Below are 20,536 nucleotides of genomic sequence, written 5' to 3'. Positions count from 1 at the left end.
AAGTTCTTCTGCTTGCGTGAAGTTCTGCACCGTGTGAGCATGGTGCGATGATCACCGCCGATCCCTCCCTGCGCACCGCCCTGTCCCAGCCGGTACCCGACGAGCACGGGATCGACGCCCTGACTCTCGGCCGACGCATCCGTGAACTGCGGGGTTCCCGCAGGATGACCCTCGACACCCTCGCCGCTGCGATCGGGCGGGCGCCGTCGCAGGTGTCGATGATCGAGAACGGCAAACGCGAGCCGCGCCTGTCGATGCTGCGCACGATCGCGACCGCGCTCGGCACGACCGTCGACGAGCTGCTCAAGACGGAGGCGCCGTCGGAGCGGGCCGCCCTCGAGATCGCCGTGGAACGGGCCCAGCGGGGGCCGGTCTTCACGGCCCTCGGGCTGCCGCACATCCGGATTGGCCGGTCAACGAGCGATGAGGCGCTGCACACGATCCTCACCCTGCACCACGAGATCGAGCGCCTGCACCGGGAGCGGGCGGCGACGCCAGAGGAGGCGCGGCGCGCCAACGCCGAACTGCGCGGCATCATGCGCGCGCGGGACAACTATTTCCCCGAGCTCGAGGCTCAGGCGGCCGGGCTGCTGGGCGCGGTCGGCCACCGGGGCGGGCCGGTGCCGCAGCGGGTCGTCGCCGACATGGCCGCGCACCTCGGCTATTCCTTGCACTACGTCGCGGACCTGCCGCACTCGACGCGATCGGTCACCGACAAGCGCAACGGCCGTATCTACCTGCCGATAGAGCAGAGCGCATCCCGGGACACTCGCTCGCCGATCCTGCAGGCCTTCGCGAGCGCACTCTGCGGGCACGAGGAGCCGACAAGTTATGCAGAATTTCTACGGCAGCGGGTCGAGACCAACTACCTGACGGCGGCGATCCTGCTGCCGGAGGACGACGCCGTGAAACTTCTGACCGAGGCCAAGGCGCAGCGCAACATCTCGATGGAGGATCTCCGCGACGCCTTCGCGGTGTCCTACGAGACGGCCGCGCACCGGTTCACGAACCTCGCGACGGCCCGGCTCGGCATCCCGGTGCACTTCATGAAGGTGCACGAATCCGGCACGATCATCAAGGCCTACGAGAATGACTCGGTGCGGTTCCCGAGCGACGCCCTCGGCGCCGTTGAAGGGACGACGGTCTGCCGCAGCTGGACTGCCCGCACGGTCTTCGACGTCGCCGACCGGTTCAGCCCCTGGTACCAGTACACCGACACTCCGTCCGGCACCTTCTGGTGCACCTCCCGCATCGCGAAGGCGAAGGAGGGCGAGTATTCGGTGAGCGTTGGCGTGCCATTCTCGGAGACGAAGTGGTTCCTCGGCCGCGAGACGAACAACCGGGCCGTCTCCCGTTGCCCGGACGAGAGCTGCTGCCGCAGCGCCCCAGGCGAACTCGCAGAGCGCTGGGCAGGCCAGGCCTGGCCGGCCGCGCGCACCCCGACGAGCCTGCTCGCCGCACTCCCGACCGGCACCTTCCCCGGCGTCGACCAGACCGAGGTCTACCAGTTCCTGGAATCCCACTCCCCCACCCCCTGACCTGACCCCCCACAGCGGCTGTCGCGGGCGAGGGGAACGCCCGAACCGATTCGACGGAGATTCTGCCGGGTAAACCCTTAAACCGCGTTCCCACGTGCGTGAAACCCAAAAACTCCGTCGAATTGGTTCGGGGTCAGGCCTCTTTGGTAATCTCGACCGTCACGAAGAGCTGGGAGCCCGCGGAGCCTGCGTAGACGCCGCGGAGCGGCGGCACATCGTTGTAGTCGCGGCCGCGGCCGACGGACACGTGCCTGTCACCGATCTCGATGAGGTTCGTCGGGTCGAATCCGCGCCACTCGCCGCAGAACCACTCTACCCAGGCGTGGGATTCGCCCGTGACGGTCTCGCCGACCTCGGCGCTCGGCTTCGGGTGCAAGTAGCCGGAGACGTACCGGGCCGGGATCCCGACCGAGCGCAGGGCGCCGAGGGCGATGTGCGTGATGTCCTGGCAGACCCCGCGCCGGTCGTTCCAGGCCTCCTCGGCGGTCGAGTGCACGCCCGTGACACCCTGGACGTACTGCATCTGGTCGCCGATCGCGGCACAGATCTCGTAAGCGGCCGAGCAGGAGCTCGTGTGGCGCGCGGCGATCTCGGCGGCGAGCGCCTCGACGTCCATCGGCGGTTTCGTCAGGCGGGTCTGCCGGGAGTGTTCGAAGAGCGTCGAGGTGCGCAGGGCGTCCGCCGCGAGGTCAACCCAGCTGTGTTCGTGGGTCTCGTGCTCGCGCGGCCGCACCTCGACGAGGCTGTTGGCGGTGAGGATCAGCTCGGAATGCGGCGTCAGCACCTCGAACGAGGAGACCCGGGTGCCCCAATAGTCGGCGTAATAGTGGTTGCCCGCTGCCGGGCTGATCTCGAGGTTCGAGAACAGCACGAACTGGTCGACCGAGCTGACCGGCAGCATCCGTGCCTCATTGTAGGAAGCGGCAACTTCGCCCTTGTAGCGGTACCCGGTCGTGTGCCGGATCCGGAGGCGGTTCACGAGGCTTCCCCTGTCCAGGTCGGAACGTTCCCCTTAGGAAAGTACCGGTTGCCGATGGCTTCGGAGGCGGTGCTCGTCGCGTCCTGGACGCGCATCATCTGCAGCGGCAGGTCGTTCAGGATGTCCATGATCGGTCGGTACTCCAGTTGGCTGCGGATCTGGCCGAGCACCCGCTGGGCCTGGCCGGTGACGCCGGCCCGGTCTGTGCGCGGCTCGAGGTCGCGCAGGCACTGTTCGGCGCGCGAAACGGAGAAGACGATGGACCGGGGGAACAAGCGGTCCATCAACAGGTATTCGGCGGCGTTGCGGGCAGAAGGAACCCCGCGGTAGGTGCGCAGGTAGGACTCGTACGCGCCGCAGGAACGCAGGATCGTCGTCCAGGACGGCCCGCTCGTTTCGGTCAGCGACCGGGTCGCGAGGAGGCGTGCCGTCATGTCGGCCTGCTCGAGGCTGCGCCCGAGGGTGAAGAAATGCCAGGCGTCGTCCCGGCTCGCACCGGCCTCGACGATCCCGACGGCGAGCGCGGCGCGTTCCCGTACCCAGGCGAAGTAGTCGTGGGTCTTCTCACTCGCGACCTTGCGCGGCATCCGCGCGCTCGTCGTGTTGAGGCACTCCCAGAGTTCGGTCGGCACGATCTCACGCGCACGACGGGCGTTCTCGCGTGCGGAGGTGATCGAGTACGCAATCGAAGCCGGATGCGTGCGGTCCATGGCGAGGGTGGCGAGAACGTCCTTGCGGGTCAGCTCTCCCTCATCGGGGACGGGGCTGCCCATCAGCTGGAGGAGCGACCGGCAGGCGAGGTTCTCCTCGATCCACGGATCCTCGAGCAGAAGCTGGAGGTGCACGTCGAGGATGCGGGCGGTGCCGTCGCTGCGCTCGATGTACCGTCCGATCCAGAACAGGCTTTCTGCAATGCGACTCAACATTCCCGGTCCTCCTGCGCCGATGACTTCGATGCCGCCGGCGCCCCTGCGGACACCGGTTGCCTCCCCTGCTGCTGCTGTTGTTGCTCCTGTTGGTCGCTGTTGCCCAGCGGTTTGTCCTGTGGCGAGTGGTCGACGTGGTGCGTGCCCGCGGCCGTCGCCTGGGTGTTCGCGGCCTGGTCGGCCACGAGACCCTGGATATTGCGCGCGGAGGACTCGTGGTAGAAATCGGGTTCGAGCCCGATCACCCAGGTGTCCTTCGACCCGCCGCCCTGGCTCGAGTTGACGACGAGCTCGCCCTCTGGGAGCGCAACGCGGGTCAGCCCGCCCGGCAGCACCCAGACATCCGTTCCGTCGTTCACGGCGAAGGGGCGCAGGTCGGCATGGCGCGGCCTCATGCCGTCCTCGACGAGGGTCGGGATGGTCGAAAGCTGCACCACGGGCTGCGCGATCCAGCCGCGCGGGTCCCGCAGCAGCTGCTTCCGCAGTGTCGCGAGCTCCGCCTTCGACGCGGCGGGCCCCACCACGAGGCCTTTGCCCCCCGACCCGTCGACGGGCTTGACCACGAGCTCGTCGAGCCGGTCGAGCACCTCTTCGAGCGCGAGGGGATCCTCGAGCCGCCAGGTGTCGACGTTCGGGATGATCGCGTCTTCGCCGAGGTAGTAGCGGATGAGATCGGGCAGGTAGGTGTAGACGAGCTTGTCGTCTGCAACACCGTTCCCGACCGCGTTGGCGATCGTGACGTTCCCGAGCCTGGCCGCCATCAGCATGCCGGGCGACCCGAGCTGCGAGTCCGCCCGGAACTGGAGCGGGTCGAGGAACTCGTCATCGACCCGGCGATAGATCACGTCGACCCGAGTGGGGCCGGCGGTCGTGCGCATCCAGACGCGCCCGCCCGAGCAGAACAGGTCGCGGCCCTCGACGAGCTCGACACCCATCAGCCGGGCGAGCAGGGTGTGCTCGAAGTAAGCGGAGTTGAACACGCCCGGGGTGAGCACGACGACGTTGGGGTCCTCGACCCCGGCGGGGGCGGATGCCCGGAGCGCCTGGAGAAGCTTGTTCGGGTAGTCGCCGACCGGGCGCACCCGCATCGAGACGAAGAGTTCGGGGAGCGTCTGCGCCATCACGCGACGGTTGGAGATGACATAGCTCACGCCGCTGGGCACCCGGACGTTGTCCTCGAGTACCCGCCACGCGCCCTTTTCATCGCGGATCAGGTCGATGCCGGAGACCTGGATGCGCACATTGTTGGCCGAGACGATGCCGGCGGCCTGCCGGTGGAAATGGTTCGACGAACTGATCAGGCTCGCCGGGATGACGCCGTCGTGCACGGCGGCCTGGGGCCCGTAGATATCGGCGAGGAACGCCTCGAGGGCGAGCACGCGCTGCTTGATGCCGGCCTCGACGGTGACCCACTCCGGCTGCTCGATCACCCGCGGAACGGCGTCGAGCGGGAACGGACGCTCTTCCCCGGCGAAGTCGAACGTGACGCCCTGGGCGAGGTATGAACTCGCGAGCGCCGCCGTACGGCCCCGCAGCTCCTCCTGGGTCATTCTGGCCAGGGCGCCGTAGACGTCCTTGTACGCGGCACGCGTTTCAGTCGGAGTGAGCGAGGACGGATCCGGGAACATCTCGTCCCAGGCGCTCCCTGACCCCGTCCGTTTCCGACTCTTCGTAGTGGCACCGTAGCCGGTGAACAGGTCAACCATGGTCGGAGCGTAGTCGCCTCATGTTGCGGGATTGTTTCGCCACACCGGCCGTTGATTATGTATGCAAAGTGACGAAATTTCGGGGAGCTCATTCGACATTCTCGGGAATCTGGCGGGAGATGTAGTCAAGATTGCATACAGCAGTGGGAGATGTGATGATTGGCCCGTCCGTGACCCCTTTCCCCGATCCCGAGCTCGCCGTCGCGGCTACCGGAGCCAGGAAACCTGCCCCTGCCACGGCCGCCGCCGATCGCCCGGACGAGGATCCCGTACCTTCGAACGCCTTACGGGCGAGTTCCGTGCTCGACGTGCGCGGGCTCGGCGTCTCGTCGACGACAACGACACTGGCCCCTGTGAATGCGATCACCCTGTCGGTCTCCCACGGCGAGTCCCTGGGTCTCGTCGGAACCGTGGCCACCGGCGCGATCTCGGTGGCGCTCGCCATCGCGGGAGAACTCCCGGAGAGCGCCACGATCGCTGCGGGCTCGATGCCCGTGGAGGGCGTGGAACTGGTCGGACTCGGTCGCCGCCCGGCGGCACGTCTGCTCGGTACCATGATCGGTTGCCTTCCCGCCGATCCGCTCAGCAGTTTCGACCGCACACGCTCGGTGAGGAACCAGCTCGCCGGCGCGCTCCGAAAACGCATCGGCGTCACCCCGGACGTGGCGAAACGGCACATCGTCGACCTGCTCGACCTGGTCGGTGTCGTCGATCCGGAATGCGCGTTACGGAGTGAAGTCGGCCAGGTCGGCCAGGTCGGACGCGTCGATCGCCTCCGCGTCAAGGGGATTGGCGTCAGCGGGCTGATCGGCGCCCTGCGTGACGGCGGAATCGTCGCCCTGGTCCCAGCTCTGCACCGAATTGCGTGCGGCCAGGATGTGCGACCGCATGGACGTCGAGGCCCAGAGCGCGTCGTGCGAGCGGAGGGCGGCCAGGATGTCGCGGTGATGGTGATTGCTCACCGCGCGGAAGGATCCGCTGTCGCGCCGGAAGGCCTTTGCCATCAGCGGCACCCGGCCGACGGAGACGGTCAGGCGGGTGAGCTGGGCGTTCGCGGCGGCGGTGACGATGATGCGGTGGAACTCGGCGTTGAGTTCGCCGAGACGGGAGATGCCGGCGTCGTCCTCCGCGAGCACGACGTCGTCCATCAGGGTGATCAGTTCGGCCAGACGGTCGACGTCGCCGTCGGAGATCCGCACCGCGGCGAGGCCTGCCGCGCGGCTCTCGAGCATGGCCCGCAAATAGTAGGTCTCGCGCATCTGCTCGGTCGTCCATGCGATGACCGTCGCGCCCTTGTTCGGCACGAACTCGACAAGGCCGGTCTCGTCGAGCCTCCACAGCGCTTCGCGGATCGGGGTGCGGCTGACGCCGATTTCCTCGGCGAGCGCCTGCTCGCGCAGGGTGGCGTTACCCGGGATCTCACCGGAGAGGATACGGCCGCGAAGGTATGCGAATGCGGCCTGTCCGCCTGTTACCGACACTATTTCCACCCGATGTCCTCGTCGCCACGTGCGCGTCTTTCAACTATTACACACGGCGTTCCGGCGAAGACGGCGCGGAGGGCCGGGCGGGCCGGGCCGCCGCGAAGTGGGGGTACGGCCGGAAACGACCTGCCCTGCCCTGGCCGGGTCAGAACGCCGACATCCCCGTGAGAGCGCGACCAATCACGAGCTGGTGGATCTCGTCCGTGCCCTCGTAGGTGCGGACGGACTCGAGGTTGGCGAGGTGACGCATCACCGGGAATTCGTTCGTCACCCCGTCGCCGCCGAGGATCGACCGGGCGAGGCCGGCGATCCGGATGGCCTCGCGCACGCTGTTGAGCTTGCCGACGCTGATCTGCGCCGGGGAGAGGGTGCCGCGTTCCTTCAGCCGGCCGAGGTACAGGGCGAGGAGGACGCCCTTCTCGTACTCGACGAGCATGTCGGCCAATTTGGCCTGGGTGAGCTGCATGGCCCCGATCGGGTGGCCGAACACCTCACGACTGCGCGACCGGGCGATCGCAGCGTCGAGGCAGCTCCTGGCGGCCCCCATCGCGCCCCAGACGATGCCGAATCTCGCCTCGTTCAGGCAACCGAACGGACCGGAGAGCCCCGTGGCGCCGGGCAGGACGGCATCGGCGGGCAGGCGCACCCCGTCGAGGGTGACGTCGCACTGGATGGACGCGCGCATCGAGAGCTTGCCGGCGATCGGTGTCGCGGTGAACCCCGCTGTCCCGGTGGGAACGAGGAACCCGCGCACCCCGGCATCCGTCTGCGCCCACACCACCGCGACGTCGGCGACGCTTGCGAGGCCGATCCAGCGCTTGGTGCCCGTGAGCACCCAGTCGTCGCCGTCGCGCCTGGCGGTCGTGCGCATCGCGGCGGGGTCGCTGCCGCCGGTCGGTTCGGTGAGGGCGAAGCAGCCGATGAGGGATCCGGCGGCCATGCCGGGCAGCCAGCGCTGCTTCTGATCCTCAGTCCCGTACTTGTGGATCGCCGACATGGCGAGCGAGCCCTGCACCGACACGAGGGTGCGCCAGCCGCTGTCGGCAGCCTCGAGTTCGAGGCAGACGAGGCCGTAGCTCACGGCGCTCGCGCCCGCGCAGCCGTAGCCCTCGAGGTGCATCCCGAGGAAGCCGGCGGCGCCGAGTTCGGGGACGAGTTCGGCGCGGAAGAACCGGTCCTCGAAGTCCTGCTCGATCGTGGGCAGGATGCGGTTGGTCGCGAACGCGCGGGCCTTGCGCGACCAGACGACCTCCTCGGGAGCGAGGAGGTCGTCGAGATCGAAGACCGAGTCGATGAGGGGACTGGCGACGAGTGGGGTAGGGCGGCCTGATGCGGTCACGAGAGGTCCTGTTCGGTTCGGCGGAGCGCGGTGGGGGGTGCGGGAGTGGGCCTGAATGCGGGTCCGGGGGCGGATGCCGGTGCCGGCTCCGCCGAAGCGGCCGCGCCGGGGGCGCTGCGAGCGTCCGGCTCGAGCCAGTCGGCCCCGGCGTGCTCGCCGAGCCGGGGCGGAGGCAGCCGGTAGCCGGCCGGACGCTCGCCGAGGTGGATCGGATTGGCGACCTGGCGGCTGAGGCGCCGCGGGTCCGAACCCGAGACGAGCTCGACGACGGACGCGGTTCCGAGACTCTCGGCGAAGGCGAAGGCCTCGCTGATCGAGTTGACGAGTCCGGCGGGCACCCCGGCATCCGTGAGCGTGTCGACCCAGTGCGCCGCGGGATGGGCACAGAGGAGGTCCTCGAGGGCGGGCCGGAGGTCGGCGCGGTGCCGCACCCGGTCGGCGTTGCCGAGGAATCGCGGGTCGGTCGCGAGGCCGGGCGCGCCGAGGAGGCGCACGAGCGTGCGGAACTGTGAATCGGTGCCGACAGCGATCACGAGGTCGCGGTCGGATGCCGCGAAGAGCTCGTACGGGGCGATGCTCGGGTGGGCGTTGCCGAGGCGGGCCGGAGAGTGCCCGGTTGCGAGGGTTCCGGCCGCCTGGTTCGTGAGCGCCGAGAGCAGGGTCGTCAGGAGGTCGACTTCGACGCGCCCTCCGGACGACCTGCCCGGGCCGGTGGCCTCGTCCGCGCCGGCATCGCCCCGGGAATCGCGTTCGCGGAGCGCGAGCAGGATGCCGCTGAGCGCGTTGAGTCCGGCGAGCACGTCCACGAGTGCGACGCCGACCTTACTCGGCTCCCCCTCGACCGGGCCGGTCACACTCATCAGCCCGCCGACGGCCTGCACGAGGAGGTCGTATCCGGGCAGCCGGGCGCCGGCCCCTGCACCGAAGCCCGTGATCGAGCAGTAGACGACGCCCGGGTTCGCGGCGCGCACGGCCTCGTAGCCGATGCCGAACCGTTCCATCACTCCGGGCCGGAAGTTCTCCACCACGACATCCGCCGTGGTCGCGAGGCGCCAGGCCGCCGCCCGTCCCTCGTCTGTGCCGAGGTCGCAGACGACCGAACGCTTGTTGCGGTTGACCGCACCGAAGTAGGTGGACGCGCCCTGGGCATCCGTGGGCGGCAGCCACTGGCGGGTATCGTCCCCGGCCGGGCTCTCGATCTTGATCACGTCGGCGCCGAAGTCGGCGAGCATCATCGTGGCATACGGCCCGGCGAGGACGCGCGAGAAATCGGCGACCCTCAGCCGGGGTGCGCGGGCGGACGGTTCGTGCGGCATCAGCTCACCTCGGTCCCCATCGACGCGTCCGGCCGGCAATACCGACGGGACTCAGTTGTGATCCTATACCGAATGTTTTCGATTCCGGCACCCGTCCGACCGTTCCCAGCATGCCACCGTCGGCTACATTGAAGTCTATGGAGGCACAGCTGCGACCCGGCGCCCGGGAGGCGATCTTCGCCCAGCTCATCGAGGCCGGCCGCGCCGAGCAGGTTGCCCGCCGCCTCACCGATGCCATCATCCTCGGCGTCCTCACGGCGGGCGAGCGCCTGCCGAGCGAGCAGGAGCTCGCCCGCCGTTTCGGTGTCGCCCTGATCACGGTCCGCGAGGGCCTCGTGATTTTGCGCGAGTCCGGCCTCGTCGAAACCCGTCGCGGCCGCGGCGGCGGCAGTTTCGTGATCCAGGCGGATGCCCCGGACGAGACACTCCTGCACACCCGGCTCCGCGGCGTCGCCCACGTCGAGCTCTCGGACCTCGCGGTCTACTTCTCCACGATCATCGAAGGCTGCGCGGAACGGGCCGCGCTCCGCGCAGCACCGCACGATGCCGATCGGCTCTCCGAGTGGCTCGCCCAGGCCGACTGGGTCCGCGACGCGGGTGCCCGCGCCAATGCAGGCGGCTTCTACCTCGAACTCGCGGTACTCAGCCAGTCGGCCCGGCTCGTGCGCGAACAGGTCCGGCTGCAGGCCGAGTTCGGCCCGCTCCTCCTGCTCGGGCTCGCAGACCCGTCGATGCGCGCCAGGGTCGCTGCCTGCAACACGGACATCGTCGCGGCGATCCGGAGCGGCGACGGCCCGCTCGCCCGCACCCTCGTCGCCGGGCAGGTGCGCGAACTCGCCGAGTGGCTGCATGCTGCGAAGACCAGGATCGAACGGGGAGGAACGCTCCATGCGGCATCCGCTGTCAGCGCCTGAATCACCGGCCGTGACGCCGGCCCCACTCCCTCCCCTGGCCTGCGCCGCCGCCGTCAGCGCCGCGGTCGCCGACGTGTTCACGGTGCTCGAGGACTGGCGCGACCGGGTCGCCGCAGCGGTCCCGCTCACGACGAGGACCGAACTCGACGCCCTCGTGGAGACGCTCGTTGTGCCCGCCCTCTTCGGCGAGGTCGAACCGGCCGCACCGCAGGACGCGGCACAGCACGGCGCGGCACCGCACGGCGCCCCGGCGCTCCTGGTCGGCGCCGGCTTTATCGCGACAGCGGGCTACCGGCCAGGCCGCCCCGCGCATTTCGCCTGGTGGCTCGGGCCGCTCGCATCGAACCCCCTGCTCGGCACGACGCTCGCCCCCACCCGGCTCGACCTCGCGGCGCGGGTGCACACCGAATACCTGCGCGACTTCCGCGGCCTGGAGTGGTACCGGGTGCCGGAAGCCACCGGGCGGGCGCACGTCACGGGTCCGTACGTCGACCACCTGTGCACCTTCGATTTCATCGTGACCCTCACCCTCCCCGTGCAGGTCGACGGCGGCACGGTCGGCGTGATCGGGGCCGACGTGTCGGTCACCCGTCTCGAGCAGGCCCTGCTTCCGGTCCTGCTCGGACTCAGTGCGCCCGCCGCCCTGGTCAACGCGGTCGGCCGCGTCGTGATCTCGACGGAGGCCACGCTCGCAGCGGGCGACATCATGCCGAACCCGGGGCATCCGCTCACCAGCTATGACCGGGTGCCCTGCCCCGGGATTCCCTTCGACGTGATCGTCCGGCGCCCACCGGAATAAAAGATTGCATTTGGGATGATTTAGGGTATCGTCGGCCTCTGGGGAACTCCGCCCCGGGCGCCGCGGCCCTGGCCAGCGCCGACCAGACGCTTGGGAAAGGCCTGCGCATGTCCATCCGTGAACTCCGTAACTTCGTCAACGGGCAGTACGTCGCCTCCGCCGCGAGCGAGCAGCTCGACATCGTGAACCCCGCAACCGAGGAGGTCTACGCGCGCACCCCCGTGTCGACAGAGGCAGATGTCGCGTCGGCGTACTCCGCAGCGGCGACCGCCTTCGAGACGTGGGGCGAGACCACGCCCGGTGAACGCCAGTTCGCCCTGCTGAAGTTCGCCGATGCCCTGTCCGAGCGTGCGGAGGAGATTGCGGACGTCGAGAGCGAGAACACCGGCAAGCCGCGTGCCGGCCTCGTCGGCGACGAGGTCGACGTCATGATCGATCAGGTGCGCTTCTTCGCCGGCGCCGCCCGCGTGCTCGAGGGCAAGTCCGCCGGCGAGTACCTGAAGGACCACACCTCGTTCATCCGGAGGGAGCCGATCGGCGTGATCGGTCAGGTCACCCCATGGAACTACCCGATGATGATGGCGATCTGGAAGATCGCCCCCGCCCTCGCGGCCGGAAACGCCGTCGTGCTGAAGCCCTCGGACTCGACACCCGTCTCGACGCTCCTCCTCGCCGAGATCGCGGCGGAGTTCTTCCCGGCCGGCGTCTTCAACGTCGTCATGGGCGACCGCACCACGGGCCGCGCACTCGTCGCCGACCGGATCCCGCAGATGGTGTCGATCACCGGTTCCGTGCGGGCCGGCATGGAGGTCGCGGGCACCGCGGCGCTCGACGTCAAGCGCGTGCACCTCGAACTGGGCGGAAAGGCCCCGGTGATCGTGTTCGACGACGCCGATATCGACGCCGCCGTCGAGGGCATCGCGACGGCCGCGTTCTACAACGGCGGCCAGGACTGCACCGCCGCCACCCGGGTCCTCGTCCAGGCCGGAATCCACGACGAGTTCGTTGCCGCACTCGCGGCGTACGCCCGGGTGAACGCGAGGACCGGCGGCCCGCGCGAGGACGGCATCCTCTTCGGCGCCCTCTCGAGCGCCGACCAGCTCGCCCGCGTGCAGGGCGTCATCGAGGGCCTGCCCGACCACGCGAACATCGCGCTCGGCGGGCACCGCCAGGGTGACGTCGGCTACTTCCACGAGGCGACGATCGTCTCGAACCTCCGGCAGGGCGACGACGCGGTGCAGAACGAGATCTTCGGACCGGTCATCACGGCCCAGAAGTTCACCGACGAGGCCGAAGCGCTCGCCTGGGCGAACGACGTGCAGTACGGCCTGGCCTCCTCGGTCTGGACGAAGGACCACGCGCGCGCGATGCGGATGGCCAAGCGCCTCGATTTCGGCTGCGTCTGGATCAACACGCACATCCCACTCGTCGCCGAGATGCCGCACGGCGGCTTCAAGCACTCCGGCTACGGCAAGGACCTCTCGATGTACGGCCTCGAGGACTACACCCGCATCAAGCACGTGATGAGCTACATCGGCTGATCCGCCCCGTTCGGGGTAAACATCCGGTTCTATAGCTTTCTCGCAACGGTGTCACTATGGTTGGCACACACAGCCTGCCGACGACGTCAGGCTGCACCGCAGCCGAAAGGTCATGATGAGCGCAGATCAGCCCGGAAAGACGCCCGCCGCGAGGGGAATCGGTGACCAGGAGCACCTCAGGGTGCTCGGGTACGAGGACTCCTTCCACCGTTCGATGTCGCTGTGGGCCAACTTCGCCCTCGGCTTCACCTACCTCTCGCCGCTCGTCGGCGTGTACTCCCTCTTCGCGCTCGCCCTCAGCACGGGCGGGCCGCCCTCGATCTTCTGGATCCTGATCGTGGGCGCCGGCCAGCTGCTCGTAGCCCTCGTCTTCGGCGAGGTCGTCTCGCAGTACCCGATCGCCGGCGGGATCTACCCGTGGACCCGCCGGCTCTGGGGCAAGCGGTACGCCTGGATGGCCGCTTGGGTCTACGTCTGGGCGATGCTCGTCACGATCACCGCAGTCGCCGAGTTCGGCAGCGGCTTCCTCGGCAGCCTGATCGACGCGCCGGTCACGAAGGAAGTCACGCTGGGCCTCTCGGTGCTGTTCCTGCTGGTCGCCTTTGCGTTCAACTTCTCTGGCACGAAGATGCTCGGCCGGGTCGCCAGGATCGGCCTCGGCGCTGAGCTCATCGGCGTGATCGGGCTCGGGCTCTACCTGCTGATCTTCCAGCGCAAGCAGGAGTTCAGCGTCTTCTTCAGCACGATGGGCGTCGAGGGCGACGGCAACTACGCCGTCGCGTTCCTCGGTGCGGCACTCGCCGGCCTGTTCCTGTTCTACGGCTTCGAAGCGTGCGGGGACGTGGCCGAGGAGGTCGCGAACCCGGCACGGGGCATCCCGAGGGCCATGATCCTGACCATCCTCGTCGGCGGGGTCTCCGCGCTGTTCTCCTTCGGCGGCTACGTGATGGCGGCGCCCGACCTGCAGGCGGTGGTCGACGGCAACGACATCGACCCGATCCCGGCGATCCTCGAGGCCTCGCTCGGAACCGTCGGCGCCAAGCTCTTCCTGGTCGTCGCGATCACGGCGTTCCTGTCCTGCGTGCTGAGCCTGCAGGCCGCGGCCAGCCGGTTGATGTTCTCCTTTGCCCGCGACGGGATGATCCCCGGCCACGCCTGGCTGTCCAAGGTGAGTCCGCGCACCGCCGTCCCCGTGAACGCGCTCATCGTCGCCTGCTCGATCCCGCTCGCGCTCTGCCTGCTGATCTACGCGGGCGGCAGCCTCACCCAGATCACGGCATTCGCAGTGATCGGCATCTACGTAGCGTTCCAGTCCGTCGTGCTCGCGGCGCTCCGCCAGCGAATCAAGGGCTGGCGTCCGGCAGGTCCGTTCAACCTCGGCAGGGCAGGCTTCGTCGTCAACGTCGTCGCCCTCGCCTACGGTGTCTTCGCGATGGTGTTGCTGGCGCTGCCCGGCAAGACGGGGGTCTTCCTTGACGACTGGATCGTGCTGATCGGCCTCGCGGTCGTGATGGGTGCGGGCCTGCTCTACCTGTCCATCGCGAAGCCGCATACGAATTCGCACCAGCCAGAGGGTGATGCGATCGCGGTCGCGGCGCTGCTCCGCGCGCATCCGGGCAATGCGGGACCCGGGGTGACCGGCGCACCCGGGGCAACGGATGCCGGGGGCTCGCGCCCGACATCCGTCACCGACTGATCCCGCCGCCCGGCCGCCGACGCGCCTCGCGCGCCACCCCCGCCGCTTCGCGCCTGGCAGGCCTGGCGCGAAGCGGCGCGCGTGGCGCGCAGCCCGATCTCGGGCGAGCGGATGCGCCGGGGACGACGAAGGGCCCGTCTTGCGACGGGCCCTTCGTTGTGATGCGGGTGCTGGTGCTTAGATGGCGTTGACGTCGAGCGGGATGCCGGGACCGAAGGTCGTCGAGACGGCGCCCTTCATGACGTAGCGGCCCTTGGACGAGCTCGGCTTGAGGCGGACGATCTCCTCGAGTGCTGCCGTGATGTTCTCGTTCAGCTGCTCGGCGGTGAAGGATGCCTTGCCGACGACGAACTGCACGTTGGCGTGCTTGTCGACGCGGAACGCGATCTTGCCACCCTTGATGTCGTTGACGGCGCGGGCGACGTCGGTCGTGACCGTTCCGGTCTTCGGGTTCGGCATGAGGCCACGCGGGCCGAGGACCTTACCGAGACGACCGACCTTGCCCATGAGCTCAGGGGTCGAAACCGCTGAGTCGAAGGCGGTGTAACCAGCGGCGACCTTCTCGATGAGCTCGTCGCCACCGACCTCGTCGGCGCCGGCAGCGATGGCTGCCTCGGCCGCGGGGCCGGTTGCGAAGACGATGACGCGCGACACGCGGCCGGTACCGTGAGGAAGAATAACGGTTCCGCGGACCATCTGGTCAGCCTTGCGCGGGTCGACGCCGAGCTTCAATGCGACCTCGATGGTCGAGTTGAAGTTCGCGGAGCCGGTCTCACGCGCCAGCGTCACGGCCTCGGTGGGGGTGTAGAACTTGTCGGCCTCGATCTTCTCGGCCGCGGCCCGGTAGGCCTTTGACTTCTGTGCCATGTGAATCTCCTGAATATAAAGATTTGAGAGTGTGGTGCGAGCCTGGCCGGCTCTTCCACGTACTGCTGGTGGCGGATGCCTGGTTGAGGTTAGGCCTCGACCGTAACGCCCATGGAGCGCGCGGTGCCGGCGATGATCTTCGCGGCGGCGTCGATGTCGTTGGCGTTGAGGTCAACCATCTTCGCTTCGGCGATCTCGCGGACCTGCGCCTGGGTGAGCTTGGCCACCTTGACGGTGTGCGGGGTGCCGCTGCCCTTGGTGACGCCGGCGGCCTTCTTGATGAGCTCCGCGGCGGGCGGGGTCTTCAGGATGAAGGTGAAGGAACGGTCGTCGTACACGGTGATCTCAACCGGGATGACGTTGCCGCGCTGGGATTCGGTCTGGGCGTTGTATGCCTTGCAGAATTCCATGATGTTCACGCCGTGCTGGCCCAGTGCCGGCCCGATGGGCGGTGCGGGGTTTGCGGCGCCGGCCTTGATCTGAAGCTTGATCAGACCAGTAACCTTCTTCTTCGGTGCCATGATTCTTCCTTCTTTTATGATGACGAGCGGCCGCGAGGCAACTCTCCCGGTGGCCCGGACGGGCCCCGGTGGTGGGGAAACTTACTAAAGCTTGGTGACCTGGTCGAAGCTGAGCTCGACCGGGGTCTCACGCTCGAACAGGGAGACGAGAACGATGAGCTTGCCGCTCTCCGCCTTGATCTCGCTGATCGTGCCGGGCAGGCCCGCGAACGAGCCTTCCTTGATCGTGATGGTCTCGCCGATTTCGTAGTCGATCTCGGCGGGCAGTGCGCGGGTCGCGATCTTGCCGTGCGTGCCTGCGCCCTTGGCGGACGGCACGTCCTGGATCTCGACGAGGCTCTTCAGCATGCCGAAGGCCTCCTCGAAGCGCAGCGGCGTCGGGTTGTGCGCGTTGCCGACGAAGCCGGTGACACCCGGCGTGTGCCGAACGACGGACCAGCTGTCCTCGTTGAGGTCCATGCGGACGAGCACGTATCCGGGGATACGCACGCGGGTCACCATCTTGCGCTGGCCGTTCTTGATCTCGACGACGTCTTCCATCGGAACCTCGACCTGGTAGATGAAATCTTCCATGGCCATCGACTGCTTGCGGTTCTCGATGTTCGACTTCACGCGACGCTCGAAGCCGGCATAGGAGTGGATGACGAACCACTTGCCGGGCTGGAAACGGAGTTCCTTGCGGAACTCGGCGTATGGGTCTTCGTCGACGGGCTCAGTGGATGCGTCAGCAGCGTCGGCCGCATCGGCTTCTGCATCGGCCGTGTCCGCGCCGCCGTCGACATCTTCCTCGTCGTCGACGGCTTCGGCGGCAGCCTCGGCCTCGTCGACGGAGTCGATGTCCAGGGCGTCGTCGACCTCTGAGTCTGCTGCGGGGTCGACCGCGCCGGCGAGGGCGTCGAGGGCGGCGTCGAGGTTGTCTTCAACGCCGACGCTGGGGTCGAAGACGTGGACGGCTACCTGTTCGGCGGCCTCCACGGACTCTTCCTCCGCTTCGTGGACGTTGCCTTCCTGTGCTTCGTCGTCGTCAGACGCCTGCTCGGCGGCGGTGGCCCAGTCGGCGTCGTCGTGATTCGTCTCAGTCACTAAATCTCAATCCTTATGTAGTGCGCGGGCACGAAGACGTGTCCCGCGCAGCGTTGCCGTGAATCCTGGCCGTGCGGTCAGCCGCCTGGGCGGCGGCCGGTCAGCCGCCTGGTGTTCCGAAGACGTACGTGACGACGAGTGCGAACACCCAGTCGAGGGCGGAAACCAGCGCCATCATGATCGCTACGAAGACCAACACGACAGCCGTGTAACTCAGCAGTTCCTTGCGGGTCGGCGTGACAACCTTGCGAAGCTCCGCCATCACCTGCTTCAGGAACAGGGACATCCGTGCGAACGGACCGCGTTTGCCGTCGCGAGCGAGTCGTGCGTCTGCGACGATTTCCTCACTGGGTTCGTCGACAACTTTTCGGGCCACCTGTTACACCTTTCATGGGCCGACGGAAATGCCACCGACTTGCAGGGCGGACAGGACTCGAACCTGCAACCTGCGGTTTTGGAGACCGCTGCTCTACCAATTGAGCCACCACCCTATGCAGCCGGATCACCATGCACACTCACGCCACCCCCGAAAAATACTCGAGAAAAAGGCGCAAAAAAGCATGGCAGATTTCAACTACCTCGATCAAGTCTAGGTCACACCGGCACGACTGTAAAGCCGGCGCCGCCGGGACGGATGCTGGCCGCGCGGGTGCGGCCACCGTATGCTCGTTCTGTGGCTCACGAACTCAAGCGAATCTCTACCCGGATCGGCTCCATCGCGGAATCGGCGACCCTCAAGGTCGACAGCAAGGCCAAGGCCCTGCAGGCGGCCGGTCGACCGGTGATCAGCTTTGCGGCGGGCGAGCCGGACTTCCCGACGCCCGCGCATATCGTCGAGGCGGCGCTTCTCGCCGTGCGCGACCCGAAGAACCACAAGTACACCCCGGCCGCGGGTCTCCCCGACCTGCGCGAGGCCGTCGCGGCGAAGACGCTCCGCGACTCCCGCCTCGCGGTCTCCCCAGCCCAGGTGGTCATCACCAACGGCGGCAAGCAGGCCGTCTACCAGGCCTTCGCGACCCTGCTCGACCCGGGCGACGAGGTCATCGTGCCGACCCCGTACTGGACCACGTACCCGGAGTCGATCCGGCTCGCCGGCGGCGTGCAGGTCGACGTCTTCGCCGGAAGCGACCAGGGCTACCTCGTCACGGTCGAGCAGCTCGAGGCCGCCCGCACCGAGCGCACCACGGTGCTGCTCTTCGTTTCGCCCTCCAACCCGACCGGCGCGGTCTACTCTCCGGAGCAGACGAAGGCGATCGGCGAGTGGGCGGAGGAGCACGGCCTCTGGGTCATCACCGACGAGATCTACCAGAACCTCACCTATGACGGAGTGCGCGCCGTCTCGATCGTCGAAGCCGTTCCCGCCCTCGCCGACCGCACCATCCTCGTCAACGGCGTCGCCAAAACGTACGCGATGACCGGCTGGCGCCTCGGCTGGATGGTCGGCCCGCTCGATGCCATCAAGGCGGCGGCGAACCTGCAGTCGCACCTCACCTCGAACGTGTCCAACGTGTCGCAGCGCGCCGCGATCGCCGCGCTCACCGGTCCTCAGGACGACGCGATCGCGATGCGGGAGGCCTTCGACCGGCGCCGCAGGCTCATCGTCTCCGAGATGAACAAGATTCCCGGCATGGTGACGCCGACGCCGCAGGGCGCGTTCTACGTCTACCCGAACGTGACCGGACTGCTCGGCCGCAGCTGGGGCGGCGTCACGCCGACGACCTCCCTCGAGCTCGCCGACCTGATCCTCGACCAGGCCGAGGTCGCCGCTGTTCCCGGCGAAGCGTTCGGCCCGAGCGGGTACCTGCGCTTCTCATACGCGCTCGGCGACGACCAGCTGCTGGAAGGCATCCGCCGCCTGCAGCGCCTCTTCGCCTGACGTCGCAGCCGGCCCCGCATCCACCGACCGGTGGATGCCAGGGTCGGCCGGGCGGACGCTTACGTTCCCGGGCCTCTGGTGGGATTCTTTCGGTATGAAGACCACAACTCCCGCGAGCAGCTCAGACCCCGTCGTGCGCGTGCGCGACCTGCACAAGTCCTACGGCGCGTTCGAGGCCGTCGCAGGCATCAGCTTCGACATCCGGCCAGGGGAGACCTTCGCGCTCCTCGGCCCGAACGGCGCAGGCAAGAGCACGGTCATCGAGATCCTCGAGGGCTACCGCGATCGTACCAGCGGTGAGGTGAGCGTGCTCGGGACCGACCCGCATCACGGCGGCCTCGACTGGAAGGCCCGGCTCGGCATCGTGCTGCAGTCGACCGGGGAGAGCGGCAACGTCACGGTCGCCGAGCAGCTCGCGCACTTCGCGAGCCTCTACCCGAACCCCCGGCGGGTGGCGGAGGTGATCACGGCCGTCGGCCTCGAGGACAAGGCGAAGACCCGCATCAGCCGGCTGTCCGGCGGGCAGCGACGGCGGGTGGATGTCGCGCTCGGCATCATCGGCCGGCCGGAACTGCTCTTCCTCGACGAACCGACCACGGGGTTCGACCCCGAGGCACGGCACCAGTTCTGGGACCTCGTCCGCAGCTTGAAGGCGGAGGGCACCACGATCCTACTCACGACCCACTACCTCGACGAGGCCGCCCAGCTCGGCGACCGCGCCGGGGTGATCACCGGGGGCCGCCTGATCGACATCGGCGCGATCAACGAGATCGGCGGGGCAGAGGCCCGGGTGCCGCTCGTCCGCTGGCGGGATGTCGCAGGGGAGCCCCACGAGGTCCGCACGGACCAGCCGGGCCGGGTCGTCGCCGAACTCGTCGCCGCGGGCGGCGCGGCGGGCGGCGCTGCGGGCGGCGCTGAACCGGCCGAACTCGAGGTGATCCGCCCGAGCCTCGAGGACGTCTACCTCGGTCTCGTGCGCGAGAACCGCGCGGAAACCACGGCGGCGGCGTCCGCTGGTCCAGCTTCTGCTTTTGCTTCTGACGAGAGCACGGAGGTGCTCGCATGACCGCGATCGACACGACTGCCGGGACCGGCGGCGTCCGCTCGGCCCGCCACGGCGTGCTGCGACTCGGCCTCGCCCGGGTGTATTACGAAGCGCGCATGTACTTCCGCACCCCGGACAGCGTGTTCTTCACGTTCCTGTTCCCGTTCATCATGCTCGCGATCTTCACGGCCGCGTTCGGCTCGGCCGGCAACATCGGCAGCGCGCCCGATGGCAGCGGCGGCGTCAGCGTCGGCGCGTATTACCTTCCGGGCATGCTCGCGGCGGGGATGCTGCTCTCCGGGGTTCAGAACCTCGCGGTCGACATCGCCGGCGAGAAGAGCGACGGCACCCTGAAACGGCTCGGCGGCACCCCGCTGTCCCCGCTGAGCTACTTCATCGGCAAGATCGGGCAGGTGCTCGTCACCGGCACGATCCAGGCGGCCCTGCTGATCCTCGTCGCGCGGTTCATGCTCGACATCGCCCTGCCGACCGATCCGGCCAAGTGGCTGGCCTTCGCCTGGGTATTCCTGTTCGGTGTGATCGCCTGCGCGTTCCTCGGCATCGCGCTCTCGGCGCTGCCGCGCTCCGGCAAGAGCGCGACCGCCGTCGTGATCCCGATCGTGCTGATCCTGCAGTTCATCTCGGGCGTCTACCTGCAGTTCTACGTGCTGCCCGACTGGATGAAGAACGTCGCGAGCCTGTTCCCGCTCAAATGGATGGCACAGGGGATGCGCTCGGTCTTCCTGCCGGACAGCTTCGCGAGCCTCGAGCAGAACGGAGTCTGGGACCTCCCGCTCGTCGCCCTCAACCTCGGGATCTGGCTCGTGGTCGGGCTTGTGCTCAGCAGGGTGACGTTCCGCTGGATCCGCATGGACAGCTGAACCGATGTTCCCCGGTCACGGCGAG

At 68.3% G+C, this 20,536-nt stretch carries 19 protein-coding genes and 1 tRNA gene; 8 read left to right on the top strand and 12 right to left on the bottom strand.

Annotated features, from left to right (window positions below):
* The first annotated feature begins 47 nt into the window (after positions 1-47).
* Positions 48-1,538 carry a helix-turn-helix domain-containing protein gene (locus RCH22_RS18265; RefSeq protein ID WP_327015059.1) on the top strand — a complete coding sequence of 497 codons (1,491 nt, stop codon included), beginning with the start codon at positions 48-50 and terminating at the stop codon, positions 1,536-1,538.
* A 133-nt stretch (positions 1,539-1,671) separates the two neighbouring features.
* Here the strand turns inward: RCH22_RS18265 and RCH22_RS18260 are convergent, their stop codons facing one another.
* From RCH22_RS18260 to RCH22_RS18230, 7 genes are all read right to left on the bottom strand, one after another.
* Entirely contained in the window at positions 1,672-2,517 is an 846-nt protein-coding gene (locus tag RCH22_RS18260) for a transglutaminase family protein (protein WP_327015058.1), read from the bottom strand.
* Positions 2,514-3,443, bottom strand: coding sequence for an alpha-E domain-containing protein (locus tag RCH22_RS18255; RefSeq protein WP_327015057.1), 930 nt, complete (start codon positions 3,441-3,443; stop codon positions 2,514-2,516). Before RCH22_RS18255 ends, RCH22_RS18260 begins: the two co-directional genes overlap by 4 nt.
* Complete coding sequence (locus RCH22_RS18250) at positions 3,437-5,149, bottom strand: circularly permuted type 2 ATP-grasp protein (RefSeq protein ID WP_327015056.1); 1,713 nt, start codon at positions 5,147-5,149, stop codon at positions 3,437-3,439. The genes RCH22_RS18255 and RCH22_RS18250 overlap by 7 nt, the downstream gene beginning before the upstream one ends.
* Positions 5,150-5,237: 88 nt before the next feature.
* Positions 5,238-5,705, bottom strand: coding sequence for a hypothetical protein (locus tag RCH22_RS18245; RefSeq protein WP_327015055.1), 468 nt, complete (start codon positions 5,703-5,705; stop codon positions 5,238-5,240).
* A 169-nt stretch (positions 5,706-5,874) separates the two neighbouring features.
* Positions 5,875-6,630, bottom strand: coding sequence for a GntR family transcriptional regulator (locus RCH22_RS18240; protein ID WP_327015054.1), 756 nt, complete (start codon positions 6,628-6,630; stop codon positions 5,875-5,877).
* A gap of 148 nt (positions 6,631-6,778) precedes the next feature.
* Positions 6,779-7,972, bottom strand: coding sequence for an acyl-CoA dehydrogenase family protein (locus RCH22_RS18235; RefSeq protein WP_327015053.1), 1,194 nt, complete (start codon positions 7,970-7,972; stop codon positions 6,779-6,781).
* Positions 7,969-9,288 carry a CoA transferase gene (locus RCH22_RS18230; protein ID WP_327015052.1) on the bottom strand — a complete coding sequence of 440 codons (1,320 nt, stop codon included), beginning with the start codon at positions 9,286-9,288 and terminating at the stop codon, positions 7,969-7,971. The genes RCH22_RS18235 and RCH22_RS18230 overlap by 4 nt, the downstream gene beginning before the upstream one ends.
* A 137-nt stretch (positions 9,289-9,425) precedes the next feature.
* On the opposite strand from RCH22_RS18230, the gene RCH22_RS18225 reads away from it, so the two are divergent.
* The 4 genes from RCH22_RS18225 to RCH22_RS18210 all read left to right on the top strand — a co-directional run bounded on the left by RCH22_RS18225 (position 9,426) and on the right by RCH22_RS18210 (position 14,238).
* Complete coding sequence (locus RCH22_RS18225; RefSeq protein WP_327015051.1) at positions 9,426-10,202, top strand: GntR family transcriptional regulator; 777 nt, start codon at positions 9,426-9,428, stop codon at positions 10,200-10,202.
* Between the two features lie 10 nt (positions 10,203-10,212).
* Positions 10,213-11,001: a hypothetical protein gene (locus RCH22_RS18220; RefSeq protein ID WP_327015050.1), complete on the top strand. Its 789-nt coding sequence runs from the start codon at positions 10,213-10,215 to the stop codon at positions 10,999-11,001.
* A 107-nt stretch (positions 11,002-11,108) separates the two neighbouring features.
* Positions 11,109-12,542 (top strand): aminobutyraldehyde dehydrogenase, encoded by a 1,434-nt coding sequence (locus RCH22_RS18215; protein ID WP_327015049.1) that lies wholly within the window; start codon positions 11,109-11,111, stop codon positions 12,540-12,542.
* A gap of 112 nt (positions 12,543-12,654) precedes the next feature.
* On the top strand, positions 12,655-14,238 hold the full coding sequence (locus RCH22_RS18210; protein ID WP_327015048.1) for an amino acid permease: 1,584 nt from the start codon (positions 12,655-12,657) through the stop codon (positions 14,236-14,238).
* Between the two features lie 177 nt (positions 14,239-14,415).
* Here the strand turns inward: RCH22_RS18210 and rplA are convergent, their stop codons facing one another.
* From rplA to RCH22_RS18185, 5 genes are all read right to left on the bottom strand, one after another.
* On the bottom strand, positions 14,416-15,105 hold the full coding sequence (gene rplA / locus RCH22_RS18205; RefSeq protein WP_134446689.1) for a 50S ribosomal protein L1: 690 nt from the start codon (positions 15,103-15,105) through the stop codon (positions 14,416-14,418).
* Between the two features lie 89 nt (positions 15,106-15,194).
* Complete coding sequence (gene rplK / locus RCH22_RS18200; protein ID WP_134446687.1) at positions 15,195-15,626, bottom strand: 50S ribosomal protein L11; 432 nt, start codon at positions 15,624-15,626, stop codon at positions 15,195-15,197.
* A gap of 84 nt (positions 15,627-15,710) precedes the next feature.
* Entirely contained in the window at positions 15,711-16,709 is a 999-nt protein-coding gene (gene nusG, locus RCH22_RS18195) for a transcription termination/antitermination protein NusG (RefSeq protein WP_327015047.1), read from the bottom strand.
* A gap of 100 nt (positions 16,710-16,809) precedes the next feature.
* A complete protein-coding gene (gene secE / locus RCH22_RS18190; protein ID WP_327015046.1) occupies positions 16,810-17,085 on the bottom strand; it encodes a preprotein translocase subunit SecE in 276 nt (91 codons plus the stop codon).
* A 42-nt stretch (positions 17,086-17,127) separates the two neighbouring features.
* Positions 17,128-17,200 (bottom strand) — tRNA-Trp (locus RCH22_RS18185).
* 182 nt (positions 17,201-17,382) lie between these two features.
* On the opposite strand from RCH22_RS18185, the gene RCH22_RS18180 reads away from it, so the two are divergent.
* From RCH22_RS18180 to RCH22_RS18170, 3 genes are all read left to right on the top strand, one after another.
* Positions 17,383-18,585, top strand: coding sequence for a pyridoxal phosphate-dependent aminotransferase (locus RCH22_RS18180; protein WP_327015045.1), 1,203 nt, complete (start codon positions 17,383-17,385; stop codon positions 18,583-18,585).
* A 94-nt stretch (positions 18,586-18,679) separates the two neighbouring features.
* The gene (locus RCH22_RS18175) at positions 18,680-19,651 is read left to right on the top strand and encodes an ABC transporter ATP-binding protein (protein ID WP_327015044.1); all 972 of its coding nucleotides are present in this window, start codon (positions 18,680-18,682) and stop codon (positions 19,649-19,651) included.
* A complete protein-coding gene (locus RCH22_RS18170; protein ID WP_327015043.1) occupies positions 19,648-20,511 on the top strand; it encodes an ABC transporter permease in 864 nt (287 codons plus the stop codon). Before RCH22_RS18175 ends, RCH22_RS18170 begins: the two co-directional genes overlap by 4 nt.
* Positions 20,512-20,536 lie beyond the last annotated feature (25 nt).

Origin of the sequence: Cryobacterium sp. GrIS_2_6 (assembly GCF_035984545.1) — a bacterium.
GTDB lineage: Bacteria > Actinomycetota > Actinomycetes > Actinomycetales > Microbacteriaceae > Cryobacterium.
This window is presented reverse-complemented; position numbering and strand designations above follow the sequence as displayed.

What these genes read in the sequence shown, in the direction of transcription:
- RCH22_RS18230 (WP_327015052.1), bottom strand. Translation starts at nt 9,288, where the DNA reads ATGCCGCACGAACCGTCCGCCCGCGCACCCCGGCTGAGGGTCGCCGAT.
- rplK (WP_134446687.1), bottom strand. Translation starts at nt 15,626, where the DNA reads ATGGCACCGAAGAAGAAGGTTACTGGTCTGATCAAGCTTCAGATCAAG.
- RCH22_RS18245 (WP_327015055.1), bottom strand. Translation starts at nt 5,705, where the DNA reads ATGGTACCGAGCAGACGTGCCGCCGGGCGGCGACCGAGTCCGACCAGT.
- RCH22_RS18225 (WP_327015051.1), top strand. Translation starts at nt 9,426, where the DNA reads ATGGAGGCACAGCTGCGACCCGGCGCCCGGGAGGCGATCTTCGCCCAG.
- RCH22_RS18210 (WP_327015048.1), top strand. Translation starts at nt 12,655, where the DNA reads ATGATGAGCGCAGATCAGCCCGGAAAGACGCCCGCCGCGAGGGGAATC.
- RCH22_RS18175 (WP_327015044.1), top strand. Translation starts at nt 18,680, where the DNA reads ATGAAGACCACAACTCCCGCGAGCAGCTCAGACCCCGTCGTGCGCGTG.
- RCH22_RS18170 (WP_327015043.1), top strand. Translation starts at nt 19,648, where the DNA reads ATGACCGCGATCGACACGACTGCCGGGACCGGCGGCGTCCGCTCGGCC.
- rplA (WP_134446689.1), bottom strand. Translation starts at nt 15,105, where the DNA reads ATGGCACAGAAGTCAAAGGCCTACCGGGCCGCGGCCGAGAAGATCGAG.
- RCH22_RS18255 (WP_327015057.1), bottom strand. Translation starts at nt 3,443, where the DNA reads ATGTTGAGTCGCATTGCAGAAAGCCTGTTCTGGATCGGACGGTACATC.
- RCH22_RS18265 (WP_327015059.1), top strand. Translation starts at nt 48, where the DNA reads ATGATCACCGCCGATCCCTCCCTGCGCACCGCCCTGTCCCAGCCGGTA.
- RCH22_RS18250 (WP_327015056.1), bottom strand. Translation starts at nt 5,149, where the DNA reads ATGGTTGACCTGTTCACCGGCTACGGTGCCACTACGAAGAGTCGGAAA.
- RCH22_RS18215 (WP_327015049.1), top strand. Translation starts at nt 11,109, where the DNA reads ATGTCCATCCGTGAACTCCGTAACTTCGTCAACGGGCAGTACGTCGCC.